This window comes from Enterobacter mori LMG 25706 (genome assembly GCF_000211415.1).
Taxonomy (GTDB): domain Bacteria; phylum Pseudomonadota; class Gammaproteobacteria; order Enterobacterales; family Enterobacteriaceae; genus Enterobacter; species Enterobacter mori.
The window spans coordinates 648,720-666,388 of the sequence record NZ_GL890775.1; the positions used below are offsets into that span (position 1 = coordinate 648,720).

Consider the following 17,669-nt stretch of genomic DNA (forward strand, 5'->3'; position numbering starts at 1 on the left):
TCCCGGTCAATAAATTTCTTCATGAAAGTTAATAGCAAAGCAGATGGTCGGCATTCAGGGTGCTGATTATTATTAACTCACTAAGTGATGCAGCACGTCGCTGCGAATGACTGCTTTGCTAAAAGGCCGGATAAATAATGAGGAACGCACTCCTTTCCCGTGTAATGACACCCTGCATTATGCTTGTCATGCTGATATTTTGCAGCCAGCAGGGTTATGTCGTTTATAAAGATTATAAGAAAGTTACGAATAAGTTAGCGAATGCGGATAAGCCGGCGCTAAAAAACCGTGACGCTGAACAAAACTTTGGCCTTTTCACCGCCGCAGTGCGTCAAAGCGACGCGCCCGCTGCGGTAAAAGCGCCGTTATCCGCAGAAATCGAAGGCATTATTCGCAGCGATGAATCCTGGCTGTCGTTTGCCGTGATCAAGACGCCCGCCGGGCAGCAGAGCTACCGGGAAGGAGAGCCGCTTGTCGGCTTCGATGACGCCTATGTGGATGAAATTAATAAAGATAACGTCGTTGTGCAGTACGAGGGGGCGAAACAGACGCTGGCCCTCAATAAACCGGCGTATTTTAAGGGCGGCGTTGACAGCGGCCCGGTTACCAAATCGAAAAAAGATGCAGGCGCCGACAGCCTGCATCTCGATGATTATCTGGTGTTAAAACCGTTAATCGATAAGGGCCAACTGGAAGGCTTTAATATTAATCCACGGAATGCGTCTCCTTTTTACAGCGATACAGGGCTGGAAAAAGGGGATGTGGTAGTGAAAGTCAACGACGTCGATATGACGAAAGAAGCGCAGGCGAAAAATATCATCGCCAACTGGTCGAAAATGAAAGAGGCGGAGGTCGTCGTCAGGCGGCACGCTCACCTTGAAAATATTCGGGTTAATGTTTTAAACAATTAACAAGTGTACATCATGAAGAAATTTCCGTGGGCGTGCGTGGCGCTGACCGCATTGTCGTTATATTCCAGTTCGCTGCTTGCAGCTAACTTTAGCGCCAGCTTTAAAAATACCGATATTCGCGAATTTATCGATACGGTAAGTCGCAATCTGAATAAAACCATTCTCGTCGACCCGTCCGTTCAGGGCACCGTGTCGGTGAGAACCTATAACGTGTTGTCGGAAGAGGAATATTATCAGTTCTTCCTGAGCGTGCTGGATCTCTATGGTCTCTCGGTAATCCCGATGGATAACGGCATGGTCAAAGTGGTGCGTTCAAGCGTGGCGCGTACCGCCGGGGTTCCGGTGGCCGACAGCAAAAACCCGGGCAAAGGGGATGAGATCATCACCCGCGTGGTGCGCATGGAAAACGTGCCAGTTCGCGAGCTGGCCCCGCTGCTGCGCCAGCTGAACGATGCCTCCGGTATCGGGAACGTGGTCCATTTTGAACCCTCGAATGTGCTGCTGTTAACCGGTAAAGCCTCGGTAGTGAACCGCCTGGTGGACCTGGTTGAGCGCGTGGATCGTTCCGGCATGCAGAGTCGTGAAATTGTGCCGCTGCGCTATGCGTCCGCCAAAGAGCTCTCCGATATGTTGAACAACCTCAACAACGAAGAGCAGAAAGGGCAGAACGCGCCGCAGCTGGCGACCAAAGTGGTGGCCGATGACGAAACAAACAGCCTGGTGATCAGCGGCACCGAAGATGCGCGTGCGCGTACCCGCTCGCTGATTGGCCAGCTCGATCGCGAGCAGAATAACGAGGGCAACACCCGGGTCTTCTACCTGAAATACGCCAACGCCTCGAAAGTGGTGCCGGTGCTCACCGGCATTGGCGAACAGCTGAAAGACAAAGCCGGTGCGGCGAAGAGCAAAACCACCTCAACGTCATCAACCGACCTGAATATCACGGCCGATGAGTCCACCAACTCACTTGTGATCACCGCCCAGCCAAACGTCATGAACTCGCTGGAGAAGGTGATCGACAAGCTGGACATTCGCCGTCCGCAGGTGCTGGTGGAAGCCATCATTGCTGAAGTTCAGGACGGTAACGGCATGGATCTCGGCGTGCAGTGGACCGGCAAGCACGGCGGCGTGCAGTTTGGTTCGACCGGTCTGCCGATCAGCCAGATCAAAAACGGCACGATTAAAGGCGCTTCCTTTACGGGCCTGGCGACCGGCTTCTTTAACGGCGACTTTGGTGCGCTGATGACCGCGCTGTCAACCACCGGCAAGAACGACATTCTTTCCACGCCAAGCGTGGTCACGCTGGATAACAAAGAAGCCTCGTTCAACGTGGGTCAGGATGTGCCGGTGCTGTCCGGCTCCCAGACCACCAGCGGCGACAACGTGTTTAACTCGGTTGAGCGTAAAACTGTCGGTACCAAGCTGAAGATTGTTCCGCAGATCAACGACGGGGACATGATCCACCTGAAGATTGAGCAGGAAGTCTCCAGCGCGGACGCCCGCGCCACCGAAGACGCCAGCCTTGGCCCAACCTTCAACACCCGTACCATCAATAACGAAGTGATGGTTCACAGTGGCCAGACGGTCGTGCTGGGCGGGTTGATGGAGAACGTCAATAAGCAGAACGTCTCGAAAGTGCCGCTGCTGGGCGACCTGCCGCTGGTGGGCCAGCTGTTCCGCTACACCTCGCAGGACACGTCGAAACGTAACCTGATGGTGTTTATCCACACCACCGTGCTGCGCGATGACGACAACTACAGCGCGGCGACGAAAGAGAAATACGATCAGATCCGCGCGCGTCAGCAGCAGCGTATGGAAGAGCAAAAACTCGGCATTCTCGAAAACAGCGATAGCCCGGTTCTGCCGGCCTATCCGAAGCAGAGTCACGCGACGCCCGCAGGCGTAACCGCGACGTCAGCGTCCCGCAACCCGTTCAAAGAATAAGCGGAGGTGACGCGTGGATGAACTGACGAAACAGCTTTGCACCAGCAGCTTCGCGAAAGACAACGGTATCCTGTACTGGAACGACGCGGTCTACATTCGTGAAGATGTGCCCGCGTTCGCGCTGCTGGAGATGCGTCGGGTGCTGGGGCGCGCCTTTGTGCCCGAGACGCTGAGCGCCGACGCGTTCGATGAAATGCTGGCCAAAATCTGGCAGCAGAACAGCGGCGTTTCGCAGCAGCTGGTGGACGACATGGATGCGGATATCGATCTGATGGCGTTAACCGAGGAGATCCCGGACAACGAAGATCTGTTGGATAACGATGAAAACTCGCCGGTGATCCGCCTGATCAACGCCATTCTCGGCGAGGCGGTGAAGGACGGCGCATCGGATATCCATATCGAAACCTTTGAGCGCACGCTGAGCATCCGTTTTCGCGTTGACGGCGTGCTGCGCCCGGTGCTGCAGCCTGCGCGCAAGCTCGCGCCGCTGCTGGTGTCGCGTATTAAAGTCATGTCGAAGCTCGACATCGCCGAAAAGCGTCTGCCGCAGGATGGTCGTATCTCCCTGCGCATCGGCCGCAAGGCGATCGACGTGCGCGTGTCGACCATTCCGTCACAGTACGGCGAGCGCGTGGTCATGCGTCTGCTCGATAAGAGCAACCTGAAGCCGGACATCAACAAGCTCGGACTCATCGATGAAGAGCTGGAAAAACTGAAAGGGCTGATTGGTCGCCCCCACGGCATTATCCTGGTCACCGGGCCGACAGGCTCCGGCAAAAGTACCACCCTGTACGCCATTCTGTCGGCGCTGAACGGGCATGAACGCAACATTCTGACCGTCGAAGATCCGATTGAGTACGAGCTGGAAGGGGTGGGGCAGACGCAGGTCAACCCGCGCGTGGACATGACTTTTGCCCGCGGCCTGCGCGCGATTTTGCGTCAGGATCCGGACGTGGTAATGATCGGGGAAATTCGTGACGGCGAAACCGCGCAAATTGCGGTGCAGGCGTCGCTCACCGGTCACCTGGTCATGTCTACGCTGCACACCAACAGTGCGGCGGGGGCCATTACCCGTCTGCGGGATATGGGCCTGGAGTCATTTTTGATTGGATCGTCGCTGCTCGGCGTCATTGCCCAGCGTCTGGTGCGTCGGCTGTGTCCGCACTGCCGTACCACCAGTTCGCTGGATGACAATGAAAAGGCGTTATTCAGCTTTATGGATACCCCGCCGAAAGCGATTTATCGCGCCGTGGGCTGTGAGCATTGTCGCCAGAGCGGCTACCAGGGACGCGCGGGGATCCACGAGTTTCTGGTGGTCGACAGCACCATGCGCCGGGCCATTCATGAAGACAAAGACGAGATGTCCATCGAGACCGAGCTGTTCAAGCAGGCCTACAGCCTGCGCGAAAACGGCCTGATGAAGGTCATCAGCGGCGTCACCTCGCTGGAAGAGGTGATGCGCGTGACCGCCGAGCGTGGAGGCGATGAATAATGGCTTTCTACGCGTGGACCGCCACCGATGCCGCCGGGAAAACCCAGCGCGGCACGCTGCAGGCGGAAGGGCCAAAGCAGGTGCGCCAGTCGCTGCGCGAGCAGAAGCTAATGCCGCTGACCATCACCGAAACCCGTGAAAACGCGGCCAGCGCAAAAGCCAAAACCGGGGCCAAACTCTCTGTGCCGGTGCTGTCGATGTTTACCCGTCAGCTGTCGACGCTGGTTAACGCGTCGCTGCCGCTGGAAAGCGCCCTGAAGGCGATTTCAAAGCAGACGGAAGACAAAAAGCTCGCGGCAATGGTGGTTGAAATCCGCGAGAAAGTGGTGGAAGGCCACACGCTGTTTGACGCCTTCAGCCAGTTCCCGCGCACCTTCGACAAGCTCTACTGCACGCTGGTGATGGCCGGGGAGAAAACCGGTCATCTGGGCGATGTGCTGGAGAAGCTGGCAGAGTACAACGAGCAGCGCCAGAAGATGAAAAGCAAGCTCACCCAGGCAATGGTCTACCCGATTACCCTGACGGTGGTCGCCGTGGCGGTTATCAGCATCCTGCTGGTGGCGGTGGTGCCGCAGGTGATCGAGCAGTTCGTGCATATGAAGCAGCAGCTACCGATCACCACCCGCACGCTGATCGCGGTGAGCGATTTCCTGCAGGCGTACGGGATCTATATTGCCGGAGGCCTGTTCGGCGCGGCTGTGGGCTTTAAGGCCTGGGTGAAGAAAAAGGCGAACCGTTTTCGCTGGAACAGCTGGCTGGTGAACGGCTCGCCGATCAAAAAGCTGGTCTGCGCCATCAACAGCGCGCGCTATATCCGCACGCTCAGCATCCTGCAGGCCAGCAGCGTTCCGCTGCTCGAGGGGATGTATATCGCGATGGACGGGATTGAAAACCTCTATGCCCGGCAGGTGCTGGAGCAGGCGGCAGATACCGTGCGTCAGGGGGCGTCCCTGTACAACGCGCTGGACCAGGCGAAGCTCTTTCCGCCAACCATGCTGTACATGATTGCCTCCGGCGAAGAGAGCGGGGAATTAGGTTCATTAATGGATCGCGCCGCGGAAAACCAGGAATCGGCACTGCAACATCGAATTACGTTAACACTGTCGGTCTTTGAACCGGCACTGGTGGTGACAATGGCGACGGTGGTTTTATTTATCGTACTGTCAATATTACAGCCGCTTCTTCAGCTCAATAATATGGTGGGTTAAATATGTCCTTAAAACGAAATAGCCTGAAACGTCAGGCCGGGTTTACTTTGCTCGAATTAATGGTGGTTATCGTTATTCTCGGCGTTCTCGCCAGTATGGTGGTGCCAAATTTAATGGGAAATAAAGAAAAGGCGGATGCCCAGAAAGCGACCAGCGATATTGTGGCGCTGGAAGGTTCACTGGATATGTACAAGCTGGATAACCACCGTTATCCGACAACCGAGCAGGGCCTGCAGGCGCTGGTGACCAAACCGGAAATCGCGCCGATCCCGAAAAACTACCGTGACGACGGCTATATTCGCCGCCTGCCGCAGGATCCATGGGGTAACGATTACATCCTCGTCAGCCCTGGTGAACATGGCGCGGTTGATGTTTTCTCTGCGGGCCCGGATGCCGAAGCCAATACGGCTGATGATATTACCAACTGGTCTTTAGATAAAAAAGAGAAGTAATGAATAAGCAACGTGGGTTTACCTTGCTGGAAATTATTCTGGCGCTGGTGATATTTGCCAGCTGCGCCATGATGGTCGTTTCGACTATTCCCTCGCGCAGCGGTGCGGATATTTTCGGTCAGCAGCTAAAAGCCCTCGTTGAATATGGTTCAGACCGTGCGGTGATGGACGGCAATATCGTCGGGCTGGTGGTCACCACGTCTGAATATCAACTGGTGACCTGGGCCAAAAAAGACGGCGAACGTCACTGGGAGCCGTTGACCGCCGGGCGCATTGTCACCCACGGCCAGTTCCCGGAAGAGATGCACGTCTCGCTGTCGCCTCAGCGCATCGCCGCCATGACTGACACCGCGCCGCAGATTGTCTTTTTGCCGGACGGCGAAATCAGTCGTTTCAGGCTTTCACTGCAGAGTTTCGACAAAAAGCAGCGCTTTAGCGTGGTGTCGCAGGGGGCCTCACCGGTATCGGTAGAGAACGATGACTAAACATAAAGAACAGGGGATGACCCTGCTGGAAGTGATGGTCGCGCTGGTCATCTTCTCCACCGCCGCGCTGGCGCTGATGAACTCCGTCTCGCTGAACGTGCGCTTTCCCCACGGGCTGGGCGATTCGCTGCAGGCGAGCTGGGTGGCGGAAAACCAGCAGGCGGAGGCAAAACTGAACAACGCGCCGTTCCCCGATGCCCTGCAGACGGGCACGGAAACCATGGGCGGCCGAAGCTGGACCTGGCGCAAGCAGCGGGTAAAAACCGCGGAAAATTGCTTTGCCGATGAGGTGCAGGTGTACGCCGAGGGCGAGGAAGATAAGCCGGTGATTGCCCTGCAGGTGATGGAACCCGGAGAGGCGAAATGAGTAAGCACGCTCAGCGTCAGCAGGGCTTTACGCTGCTGGAGATCATGATTGCGCTGACCATCTTTGCGGTCATCAGCCTGCTTGCCTGGCAAATCCTTGACGGGGCGATGCGTACGTCGAACGCCACCGACGTGGCGGCCACCCGCTTAAACCAGCTTCAGCGGGCCTATAACCTGCTGGAGCGGGATTTCTTCCAGCTTCAGGCGCGCGCCCCGCGCAACGAGCCTGACGTATTTGTCCAGAGCAAAGACGGCCTGGAGCTGACCACGCTGAACGGCGTGAGCGGTCAGGTTCAGCTGGAGCGCGTGCGCTGGCGGTTAAAAGATAAAAAGCTGTGGCGGGATATCTGGCCGGTCATTGACGGCCCGGCGGATGCGGAGCCGGAAGAGGTGCCGATCCTCAGCGATGTTAAAGAGATGTCGTGGCGCTTCTGGAAAGCGAGCTGGCTGGACAAATGGACCGACACGGCGCACCAGCCGGACGGCGTGGAGCTGCTGCTGACCATGGAGAACGGCGATACCTGGCGCTGGGTATTTACCACGCCGGGGGATCTGCCGGACGCCTCGGCAGCACCCGCAGAACAAACGTCAGCGGCACCAGCCGATGCGGCGACGCCTGCGCAAGCGGAGCCGGCCCCCGCCCCGTCAGGAGAAAACAAATGAGCGGAAAATCGGTTCGGAAACAGCGCGGTGTCGCGCTGCTGGTGGTGCTAATTTTGCTGGTCATGATGTCGGCCCTGGCGGCCAAAATCAGCCAGCAGTTCTGCCGCAATCTGCAGAAAACCCGCTATCAGGTGAGCCAGCAGCAGCTGCGCTGGTCCATTCAGAGCCAGCAAAAAACGATAGAAGATCTGCTCCAGACGTACGCCAGCGGCGAGAGCAAAGGGCTGTCGCCGAAGGGCGAATGGGCAGAGCCGGTGGAAACCGACGGCGAAAACTACACCGTGGTGAGCCAGGTTGAGGATGCCCAGACCTGCTTTAACGTCAATAACCTGCTGGCGGCAGATCAAACGCCAGCGGTACAGACCGCGGGGGGCCTGCCGGAAAAACCGGTGAAGGAGCGCATCGTCGAGCAGCTCCTGGCCGACAGCGGCATTTCCGCGGGTGACGCCGAAGAGATTTACCAGCAGCTGCTGGACTATCTCGACGGTGATACCACCACGGCGAAAGAGGGGCTGGAGACGGATGCCTGGGCCGGCGTGGAGCCTGCGCGGCAGCCCGCGAATCAGATGATGCGCACCCCGGGCGAGATCAAGCTGCTGCCCGCGTTTCCGCAGGCGGCCTGGGGCAAGGTCAGCAAAGTGCTGTGCGCCTTGCCCGACAGCGCCAGCAAGGTGGACGTGAATACGTTGACCGGGGATCAGGCGCCGCTGCTGGCCGCGCTGTTTATCGGTTCGCTGAGCGAGGACGAGGCCGCCCGCCTGATCGCCTCTCGCCCCGAAGAGGGCTGGGAGTCGATGGAGGCGTTCCTGAAAGAGCTTGAGACAAATTATCCGCAGACCAAAGACGCCCTCAAGCAGGTTCAGGCGTTTCTCGCGGTAAACAGTACGTATTTCCAGGTCAACAGTACCGGCAATACCGATGATTTAACGCTGCGCGTCGTCAGCCAGCTTCATGTTGATAATGAAGCGGGCAAGGTGATTACCTGGCAACGCCGCTACCGAATGGTTGAATAACACAAGACGAACTCTATGAAACAGGTGCTTTTTATTCGTCCCGACACGCACGAGGACGGGAACATAATGTGGTGCGAGTCCGGTAGCGACCAGGTTAGACAACGCCAGGGACTGGCGTCACTGGCGGAACTCGCCGGTCACGCGCTCGCCGCGCGGGTATGTCTGCTGCTCCCGGCCAGCGAAACGATCTTCCGTCACTTCACATTGCCTAAAAAAGGCAGCGTCGAATTCTCCTGGCTGGCAGAGGAGACGCTGATTGGCGACGTGGACACGCTTCACTGGACGGTGCTCAACAAGAAAGGGCGGGACGTTGACGCGGTGGCCATTGAGTCTGCGCGTCTGCAGTACTGGCTTGACCGCTGTGCCGATGCCGGGCTGACGGTAGTGCAGGTACTGCCGGATGCGATCCTTCTGCCGGTGGCCGAGGGCGGGAGCACGCTGGTTTCCACCGACAGCGGCTACTGGATGCGCTACTCGCCGTTTGGCGCCTGTGAAACCGACGCCGCGCTGCTGCCGCTGCTGCTGAGCCAGCAGCGCACAGGTGACATTGTCTGCTACGGCGATGCGCCAGCGGGCGTGCCGGTGGATGAGCAGCTGGCCTGGCAGCATCCGCTGGTGCTGATCCAGCCGCAGTGGAAGAGCTGTAAAGCCAATCTGCTGCACGGTGAATTTTCGGCCAAAAGCGAGCGCGCCGGTTTCCGCTATGCGAAATCGGCCATCGCCGCCGCGGCGGTGCTGAGCCTGGGGCTGCTGATCGGCCCTCGCGTCGGCATGGCCTGGATGCTGAGCAGCCAGGAAAATCTGGCCCAGCAGCAGATGGTTGAGCTGGCCCAGCACTACTTCCCCACGCTACGCCAGACCACCAACCTGAAGTACCACTTCGGGCAGAACATCAAAAAAGAGAAGAAAGGAATTTTTCTTCAGCTGGAGGCGCTGGAGCAGATTAAGCAATCGCTCCCTTCTGTTGAGCTGAGCGAAGTCGGATACGACGACGCGCAGAATCAGCTCACGCTGAACATCAGCGCGATGGATCCCACGGCGCTGCAGGCATTCGTTAATAAGGCGAGTGACGCCTTCGACTTTACGCTGCAGCCGGTCTCCAGTGAGGCGCCTTATACCGCTATCATCACAGGGAAATACAAATGAAAGAGAAAATTGGCCAATTAAAAGCTCGCTATCTGCGTTTCAGCCCGCGCGAGCGTAATCTGTTTAAACTGTGCGGCGCGGCGCTCTGCTGCGCCATTATCTGGTACGGGGTGATGACCCCGCTGGATAGTATTATTAAAAATGAACAAAGCACGCTGCAAAAACAAAAGCAGACCCTGAACTGGATGCGTGAAGAAATTAATAAAAACCACCTTCAGGCCAAAGTAGTAAAAACCAGTAACCCACGAAGCGTGGTGGAAGAGAGCGCCAAAGAGATCCACGTCGCGTTGAGCAATATTCAGCAGGACGGTCAATCCATGTCGTTTAATATCGACCGGATAAACGTCTATGAACTGAAAAGCTGGCTCAGGGAGGTGAATTTAACCTCCGGCGTGCGTCTGGAAAAAATGGATCTTACCCCGGTGGATCGCCTCAGCGACGTTAAGGCTCAGATTAAACTCTCCTGGGCGAAATCGGCATGAACCCGCTGACGCTGCTTCAGGGCAGCCAGATGCCCGCCCTGTGCCTCTTGAGCGGCGCGCTTGGCGGCATTATCGGCAGCTTTCTGGGCGTGGTGGTCGAACGCATTCCCCCGCTCATCAACGAAGAGGAGGGCGCCGGAAACCTGCTGTTTCCGGCATCCCACTGCCCCGCGTGTTCCCACGCGCTCTCCTGGTGGGAAAACATTCCTGTACTGAGCTGGTGTTGCCTGCGCGGGCGCTGCCGCTGCTGCCGGACCGCGATCCCGCTGCGCCTGCTGTTGCTTGAGCTTTCCAGCGCCCTGTTTTTTGCCCTGACGGCGGCGTATGCCCCGTCCGCGGCCGCGCTGATTTCGCTGTGGGTTCTCTGGTGCGGGCTGCTGCCGCTGGCGACGATAGACGCGAAGCACCTGCTGCTGCCGGATTGTCTGACGCAGCCTCTGCTGTGGGCGGGGCTGTTAAATCATGCGCTTTTTCAGACCCTACCGTTGTCGGATGCCCTGTACGGCGCGGCGGCGGGTTACCTGACGCTGTGGCTGATCTACTGGGCGTTTCGCCTGACCACCGGTCGTGAGGGATTGGGCTACGGTGATTTTAAGCTGCTGGCCGCGCTCGGCGCGTGGTGCGGCTGGCAGGCATTGCCTTCATTATTGCTGGCGGCAGCATTAAGCGGAATCGCATTGTATTTTCTTTTTTATAAAGCTGTTAAAGAAAATAGCGTTATTCCGTTTGGTCCCATGTTGTCACTGGCTGGCTTGGCTATTTTTATTCTTCAGACTCTGCAATTCACATTCTGATTTGCGCGGTCAAGTTTTTTATGAAATTTTTTCGATAAGGGAATGGAAGGATCTTTTTAAAATCCCGATGTATTGTAATAAACATAAGCTGTAAGGGTTATCGCTCATGTTTTTATAAGGAGGATATTTTCACGTACTACATGTTTTGTACAATTAAATATTATCCGCTGTTTTATTGAAATAGCTTATTCACGACTCGCCCATGTTATATGGAATACATGGTTATTTTAATTTTCACAAATAATGTTATCAGGAATTAATAATGAAATTTATGAAGCCTAAATATCTGGCCCTTTTTGTTGCGGCTGTCTCCGGCTCCGCATTCGCCGCAGCGCCAGGTACGCCTTCAATCAGCAGTGGTAATGATAAGTTTGCCCTCGTTGAAATCGACCAGGCCGCACAGGATTACGGTACGCTCGTTAAAGTGCACAACGATGGCGTGGACGTGAAAGTGGAGTGGAACGTCTGGAGCGGCGATGCGCCGACAACCGGTAAAGTGCTGTTCGACGGTCAGACCGTATGGTCTGGTGCAGCTGGCGCATCCGGATCTGCGACCTTCAAAGTGAAAAAAGGTGGCCGCTATCAGGAGCAGGTTGAACTGTGTAATGCCAGCGGATGCTCCAAAAGCGCAAGCAAGCTGGTTATCGTAGCGGATACCGACGGTAGCCACCTGCTGCCGCTGAATGTTCCTCTGCAGGAGAATAACAAAACTTTCGCGAAGCACACCGACAAAGTGGTGGGCGCGTACTTCCCTGAGTGGGGCGTGTACGGTCGTGAATTCCCGGTTGATAAAATCCCGGCCTCTAACCTGAACCATATTCTGTATGGCTTCATTCCAATCTGTGGCGGCGACGGCATTAACGACGGTCTGAAAACCGTTGAAAACGGCAACAGCTTCGCCGCGCTGCAGCGCGCCTGCGCTGGCCGCCAGGACTTCACCGTGGCAATCCACGACCCGTGGGCGGCGCTGCAGAAGCCACAGTCTGGCGTGACTAACTGGGACGACCCGTACAAAGGTAACTTCGGCCAGCTGATGGCGCTGAAGAAAGCGCATCCAGACCTGAAAGTGCTGCCATCCATCGGCGGCTGGACCATGTCCGATCCGTTCTACAAAATGAACGATACCGCGATCCGCGCGCGCTTTGTGGCCTCTGTTAAAGACTTCCTGAAAACCTGGAAATTCTTCGACGGCGTGGATATCGACTGGGAATTCCCGGGCGGCGGCGGCGTGAACGAAGCGCTGGGTAACCCTCAGCAGGATAAAGCCACCTACACCGCAGTGATGCACGATCTGCGCACCATGCTGAACGAACTGTCAGCGGAAACCGGTCGCACCTATGAGCTGACCACGGCAATTGGTTCCGGTAAAGATAAGATCGAAGACGTGGACTACAACACCGTCCAGCAGTACCTCGACCATATCTTCCTGATGAGCTACGACTTCTACGGCGCGTGGAGCAATACCGAGCTGGGTCACCAGGCGGCACTGCATGCACCAGCATGGCGTCCGGATACTAACTACACCACCTCTAACGGCGTTGACGCGCTGCTGGAGCAGGGCGTGCAGCCAGGTAAGATCGTTGTGGGTGCGGGCATGTACGGCCGCGGCTGGACTGGCGTACACGGCTATACCGGCGACAACCCGTTCACCGGTACCGCAACGGGCGCGGTGAAAGGCACCTGGGAACCGGGCGTGGTTGACTATCGTCAGATTGTGAACGAGTACAAAGGCAAGCCAGGCTGGGAATACGGTTATGACGCGGATGCGGAAGCACCGTACGTCTTTAACAAATCCACCGGCGACCTGATCTCTTATGAAGATGCTCGTTCAACGACCGCGAAAGGTAAGTACGTGCTGGCGAAAAACCTGGGGGGTCTGTTCTCCTGGTCTATCGATTCCGATAACGGCGATATCCTGAACGCGATGAACGAAAGCCTGCTGGGTAGCTCAACGCCAGAGCCTGTTGTGACCAACCATGCGCCAGTTGCGGCTGCAGCGGATCAGTCCGTGACCGGTCCGGCAAGCGTTACTCTGGATGGTTCAGCGTCTACCGATCCTGATGGCGATGCAATCACCTACAAATGGACCCAGATCTCTGGTCCATCCGTCACGCTGACCAACAGCAACAAAGCGAAAGCGACCTTCTCCGTTGGCGCGGTCACCAGCAATCAGACGCTGGCATTCCGTCTGACCGTAACCGATGCGAAAGGCCTGAGCAGCACCGCTGACGTGCAGGTTCTGAACAAAGCGCCTAAGGCTAACCAGGCACCAGTGGTTAACCAGATGCAGGCGGTGACCCTGGAAGCAGGCCAGTCTTATAACCTGAACGTGCAGGCTGCGGATCCAGACGGGGATGCACTGACCTACTCCTGGAGCATCCCATCTGATATGAATGCTACCGGTACGAATACTGCGAACGTGAACATCACCGCGCCTGAAGTGAGCTCAGAATCGACTTATACCCTGAGCGTTGTGGTGAGTGATGGTAAAACCAGCGTCCAGTCTAATGTACAGGTTACCGTAACGCCGAAAGCGGCCCCGGTTGTGCCTGATGAAGACACCACTCCGGCTGACGAAGGGACTACCCCATCTGACGAAGGGACTACGCCATCAGATGAAGGTACCACCCCGTCTGCAACAGGCAGCTGCGATAACCCGGTTGATGCCAACGCCAGCAAATACGCTGCATGGGACTCCAGCAAAGTCTACAACAACGGCGATATGGTAAGCGCTGATAACCTGGTCTGGAAAGCGAAGTACTGGACTCAGGGCAACAAGCCAGGCTTTGGTGCAGATGCATGGGAACTGGTCAGCCAGGTGAAAATGAACTGGCGTGCTGACACCGTCTACAACGGCGGCGACAAAACGACCTACCAGGGCTTCGAGTACCGCGCGAAATGGTGGACTCAGGGCGACAAACCAGGTAACAGCGATGTATGGGTGAAAGAAGGCGCGTCAGCTGACTGCAAATAATCTTCTGAACCTTAAATTGTGGGTGTGATATCCGCCCACAATCACAGACCATACCCCGCTTCGGGTGTGGTCTGTAACCAAAAATATTTAACAGGACGTGTTTGAGGAGAAATAAAACGTACCACCGCAGGTGAATAATGAAGCGATTACTGTTGCTGTTATTAATATTAAGCCAAAGCGCATTGGCGAATTGCTGGGATAAAGCGGCGCATTATTATCATGTTGACCCTTATTTACTTTATGCCATTGCGAATGTGGAATCAGGAATGAATCCCTACGCCGTCGGGACAAATCATGACGGGACGCATGACGTAGGATTAATGCAAATAAACAGCTCGCATTTTTCGGAGCTTGAACGACGCGGTATCAGCGAACGTAGACTTATGACTGAACCTTGTACCTCCATTATGGTGGGCGCATCGATTCTGTCAGGCATGATTAAAGTTTACGGCTATAACTGGGAAGCCGTTGGCGCCTATAACGCCGGGATTAAAAAAGAAAATTATCCAAAGCGTATGGTGTATGCCCATAAGGTCTGGGCGAAGTATCAGCAATTAAAATCTGTTGCACGCGAAAGAAATGACTGGTGAGTTTTTTCTTTTTTGAAGCGTACCGTTAAGTATGCTTCAGAAAATGAAAAACAGCTGTCTGGAGTTTATTTATTAATGGATTAATAAATAAGCTGGGATTTTATTTTAAACCATCGAATTAACAGGAATAACCGAAATGAATAAAAGGACATTACTGAGCGTGTTGATTGCGGGTGCGTGCATTGCACCTGTTATGGCTCAGGCCACCATGTTGAAGGCAGAAAGCAGCGAGCCTTACACCATGAAAGCCAGCGATCTGGCGAAAAAGGAAAAAGAGCTGACTGATTTCCCCCTGATGCAGTCCGTGAAGGATACCATCCGCACGCTGGACAACGCTTCAGTTGAGCAGATTGAGCCAGGCCGCGCCTCTAACCCGGTTAACGTTAAACGCGTTGAGGGGATCCTGAAAGAGAGCGACTGGGAATACCTGTTCCCGCTGCGTGCGAAGGACTACAGCTACAGCAACTTCCTGAAAGCGGTGGGTAAATTCCCGGCGCTGTGCGACACCTACAAAGACGGCCGCGACAGCGATGCCATCTGCCGTAAAGAGCTGGCAACCATGTTTGCCCACTTTGCGCAGGAAACCGGCGGTCACGAAAGCTGGCGCCCGGAAGCCGAATGGCGTCAGGCGCTGGTCTACGTGCGCGAAATGGGCTGGAGCGAAGGCCAGAAGGGCGGCTATAACGGCGAATGTAATACCGACGTCTGGCAGGGTCAGACCTGGCCGTGCGGTAAAGACAAAGACGGCGATTTCCTGAGCTACTTCGGCCGCGGCGCGAAGCAGCTGTCCTACAACTATAACTACGGTCCGTTCTCCGAAGCGATGTACGGCGACGTTAAAGTTCTGCTGGAAAAACCCGAGCTTGTGGCGGACACCTGGCTGAACCTGGCGAGTGCGATCTTCTTCTTCGCCTACCCACAGCCGCCAAAACCAAGCATGCTGCAGGTTATCGACGGCACCTGGCAGCCGAACGATCACGACAAGGCTAACGGCCTGGTCCCTGGCTTCGGCGTGACAACGCAGATCATCAACGGCGGCGTTGAGTGCGGTGGCCCGACTGAAATTGCGCAGTCTCAGAACCGTATCAAGTACTACAAAGAGTTCGCCAACTACCTGAAAGTGCCTGTACCGGCTGACGAAGTGCTGGGCTGTGCGAACATGAAGCAGTTCGACGAAGGCGGCGCGGGCGCACTGAAGATCTACTGGGAACAGGACTGGGGATGGAGCGCGGATACGCCTGACGGCAAAACCTACTCTTGCCAGCTGGTGGGCTACCAGACGCCATTCAGCGCGTTTAAAGACGGCGATTACACCAAGTGTGTACAGAAGTTCTATAACGTGAATATCGTGAATGACGACGGTTCAGCGACCACGCCGGATGAGTCTCCAGTTACGCCGACGCCAGATGAAACCCCGGTTACACCAGTGCCAGATGAAACTCCGGTTACGCCAGTACCAGATGAAACCCCGGCAGCGGTAAACCATGCGCCAGTGGCGCAGATTGCGGGTCCAATCGGTGCCGTTGAAGCGGGTGCGCAGGTTTCCCTGAGCGCTGAAGGTTCTACCGACGAAGACGGTAACAAACTGACCTACACCTGGCGTTCCCAGGATGGTCAGACTGTCACCGGCGATGACAAAGCGGTGGTGACCTTTACTGCGCCAGAAGCGGCGACAGCGCAGCAGTACGAAGTGAGCCTGACCGTCAGCGATGGTGAGCTGAGCAACAGCACCACCTACCTGCTGAACGTAAAAGCCAAAGCAGCCACCCCGTCTCAGGATGAGGGTACTTCCGGCGATTACGCAGCATGGAGCGCGAACAGCAAGTACAAGGCAGGCGATATCGTGAACAACCACGGTAAACTGTTCCAGTGCAAACCGTTCCCGTACAGCGGCTGGTGTAACAACGCCCCGGCATACTATGAACCAGGCGCAGGTCTGGCATGGTCTGAAGCCTGGACGGCTCTGTAAAAGCAAAACGGCAACCTTCGGGTTGCCGTTTTCGTGTTTTCTCCCTCTCCCCGTGGGAGAGGGCCGGGGGGAGGGCATCAGGCCGCACCAGACTGACTACCGATGCAATTTCCCATGATCCCGCAGCCACGCCGCCGTGCGCACAATCCCGTCATCCAGCGTCACAATCGGCTTATACCCCAGCTCATTCTCCGCGCGTGAAATATCCAGCGTGAAATCAAAATTAAGCTTTGATACCCCATAGTGCGTCAGTGCAGGCTCTTTGGCGGATTTACTGCCAAAACGCTCCATGCTGCGGGCGATCATATCCAGCATCGGATAAGGCACCGAACGGATACGGCAGTCGATCTGCAGCTCGTCGATCAGGCGCTGCACAATGCTGCGAAGCGTGCAGGGCTCGCCGTTAGTGATATTGTAGGCGCGACCGGAGATCAGCTTATCGCAGTCCGGCTGGCTCGCCAGCCACATGGCGTGAACGGCATTTTCGTAATAGGTCATATCCACTAGCGCATCGCCGCCACGCGGCAGCAGCACGCTGCCGTAGTGGTGCATCATCTGCGCCAGACGGGGAATAAACACTTTGTCGTGCGGCCCGAACAGGCTCTGCGGGCGCAGTACCGTAAAGCGGGTATGCGGGTTAGACTGCGCCAGCAGGTCAATCACCTCTTCGCTGGCCGCCTTGCTGCGGGCAAACTCACAGGCAAAACGGGCCGGGCGGAAATCTTCCTGTACATCACGATGGTGGTGATAGTCGAAATAGAGTGACGGAGACGAGATATGAATAAAGTTACGCACGCCCCAGGCGACGGCCCATTCGCCCAGACGGCGGGTTGCCCGCACGTTGGCGAGATCAAAGGCTTCCTGGGTACCCCACGGGGAGGTGAAACTGGAGCAGTGCCACAGCGTATCGATACCGGCGAGCATCACTTTTGCCTGAGAGGAGACCAGCTCCGTCAGGTCGGCATGGACGAACTCTGCGCCCATTTTTTGCAGCAGTTTCCCCATCGCTTCGTTGCGACCGGTAGCCCTGACGCTGATGCCCTTGTTGCGCAGAAATTCGACCGCATTTCGGCCTAAGCCGCTGGTCGCCCCGGTAACCAGTACCTTCATATCAATCCACTGTGTTGAAAAGAATTTCGTGCGCATTCTTTCGTGAATTACGGCGTGTTGCAATGGGAAA

Annotated in this window: 16 protein-coding genes; 15 read left to right on the plus strand and 1 reads right to left on the minus strand. The window is 56.2% G+C overall.

Annotation, left to right across the window (positions count from 1 at the left end):
- Nucleotides 1-179 precede the first annotated feature (179 nt).
- From gspC to ENTMO_RS0108230, 15 genes are all read left to right on the plus strand, one after another.
- Nucleotides 180-911: a type II secretion system protein GspC gene (gene gspC, locus ENTMO_RS0108160; RefSeq protein WP_029485017.1), complete on the plus strand. Its 732-nt coding sequence runs from the start codon at nt 180-182 to the stop codon at nt 909-911.
- A 12-nt stretch (nt 912-923) separates the two neighbouring features.
- Nucleotides 924-2,855: a type II secretion system secretin GspD gene (gspD, locus tag ENTMO_RS0108165; RefSeq protein ID WP_010429115.1), complete on the plus strand. Its 1,932-nt coding sequence runs from the start codon at nt 924-926 to the stop codon at nt 2,853-2,855.
- 13 nt (nt 2,856-2,868) lie between these two features.
- Nucleotides 2,869-4,347 carry a type II secretion system ATPase GspE gene (gene gspE / locus ENTMO_RS0108170; protein ID WP_010429117.1) on the plus strand — a complete coding sequence of 493 codons (1,479 nt, stop codon included), beginning with the start codon at nt 2,869-2,871 and terminating at the stop codon, nt 4,345-4,347.
- Complete coding sequence (gspF, locus tag ENTMO_RS0108175; protein ID WP_010429120.1) at nt 4,347-5,555, plus strand: type II secretion system inner membrane protein GspF; 1,209 nt, start codon at nt 4,347-4,349, stop codon at nt 5,553-5,555. The genes gspE and gspF overlap by 1 nt, the downstream gene beginning before the upstream one ends.
- Before the next feature lie 2 nt (nt 5,556-5,557).
- A complete protein-coding gene (gspG, locus tag ENTMO_RS0108180; RefSeq protein WP_010429121.1) occupies nt 5,558-6,007 on the plus strand; it encodes a type II secretion system major pseudopilin GspG in 450 nt (149 codons plus the stop codon).
- Nucleotides 6,007-6,492 carry a type II secretion system minor pseudopilin GspH gene (gspH, locus tag ENTMO_RS0108185; protein ID WP_010429122.1) on the plus strand — a complete coding sequence of 162 codons (486 nt, stop codon included), beginning with the start codon at nt 6,007-6,009 and terminating at the stop codon, nt 6,490-6,492. Before gspG ends, gspH begins: the two co-directional genes overlap by 1 nt.
- Nucleotides 6,485-6,859, plus strand: a complete 375-nt coding sequence (gspI, locus tag ENTMO_RS0108190) for a type II secretion system minor pseudopilin GspI (protein WP_029485018.1) — start codon at nt 6,485-6,487, stop codon at nt 6,857-6,859. Before gspH ends, gspI begins: the two co-directional genes overlap by 8 nt.
- A complete protein-coding gene (gene gspJ, locus ENTMO_RS0108195) occupies nt 6,856-7,521 on the plus strand; it encodes a type II secretion system minor pseudopilin GspJ (protein ID WP_010429124.1) in 666 nt (221 codons plus the stop codon). The genes gspI and gspJ overlap by 4 nt, the downstream gene beginning before the upstream one ends.
- Entirely contained in the window at nt 7,518-8,534 is a 1,017-nt protein-coding gene (gspK, locus tag ENTMO_RS0108200; RefSeq protein ID WP_010429125.1) for a type II secretion system minor pseudopilin GspK, read from the plus strand. Before gspJ ends, gspK begins: the two co-directional genes overlap by 4 nt.
- Nucleotides 8,535-8,549: 15 nt before the next feature.
- Entirely contained in the window at nt 8,550-9,680 is a 1,131-nt protein-coding gene (gene gspL, locus ENTMO_RS0108205) for a type II secretion system protein GspL (protein ID WP_010429126.1), read from the plus strand.
- Nucleotides 9,677-10,162, plus strand: a complete 486-nt coding sequence (locus ENTMO_RS0108210) for a type II secretion system protein M (protein WP_010429127.1) — start codon at nt 9,677-9,679, stop codon at nt 10,160-10,162. The genes gspL and ENTMO_RS0108210 overlap by 4 nt, the downstream gene beginning before the upstream one ends.
- Entirely contained in the window at nt 10,159-10,956 is a 798-nt protein-coding gene (locus ENTMO_RS0108215) for a prepilin peptidase (RefSeq protein WP_010429129.1), read from the plus strand. The genes ENTMO_RS0108210 and ENTMO_RS0108215 overlap by 4 nt, the downstream gene beginning before the upstream one ends.
- Before the next feature lie 262 nt (nt 10,957-11,218).
- On the plus strand, nt 11,219-13,930 hold the full coding sequence (locus tag ENTMO_RS0108220; protein WP_010429131.1) for a glycosyl hydrolase family 18 protein: 2,712 nt from the start codon (nt 11,219-11,221) through the stop codon (nt 13,928-13,930).
- 137 nt (nt 13,931-14,067) lie between these two features.
- Entirely contained in the window at nt 14,068-14,520 is a 453-nt protein-coding gene (iagB, locus tag ENTMO_RS0108225) for a type III secretion system invasion protein IagB (RefSeq protein WP_029485019.1), read from the plus strand.
- A 136-nt stretch (nt 14,521-14,656) separates the two neighbouring features.
- The gene (locus tag ENTMO_RS0108230) at nt 14,657-16,489 is read left to right on the plus strand and encodes a glycoside hydrolase family 19 protein (RefSeq protein WP_010429136.1); all 1,833 of its coding nucleotides are present in this window, start codon (nt 14,657-14,659) and stop codon (nt 16,487-16,489) included.
- Between the two features lie 96 nt (nt 16,490-16,585).
- Here ENTMO_RS0108230 and ENTMO_RS0108235 read toward each other — a convergent pair whose 3' ends face one another.
- Nucleotides 16,586-17,599 (minus strand): NAD-dependent epimerase/dehydratase family protein, encoded by a 1,014-nt coding sequence (locus tag ENTMO_RS0108235; RefSeq protein WP_010429138.1) that lies wholly within the window; start codon nt 17,597-17,599, stop codon nt 16,586-16,588.
- Nucleotides 17,600-17,669: the final 70 nt, after the last annotated feature.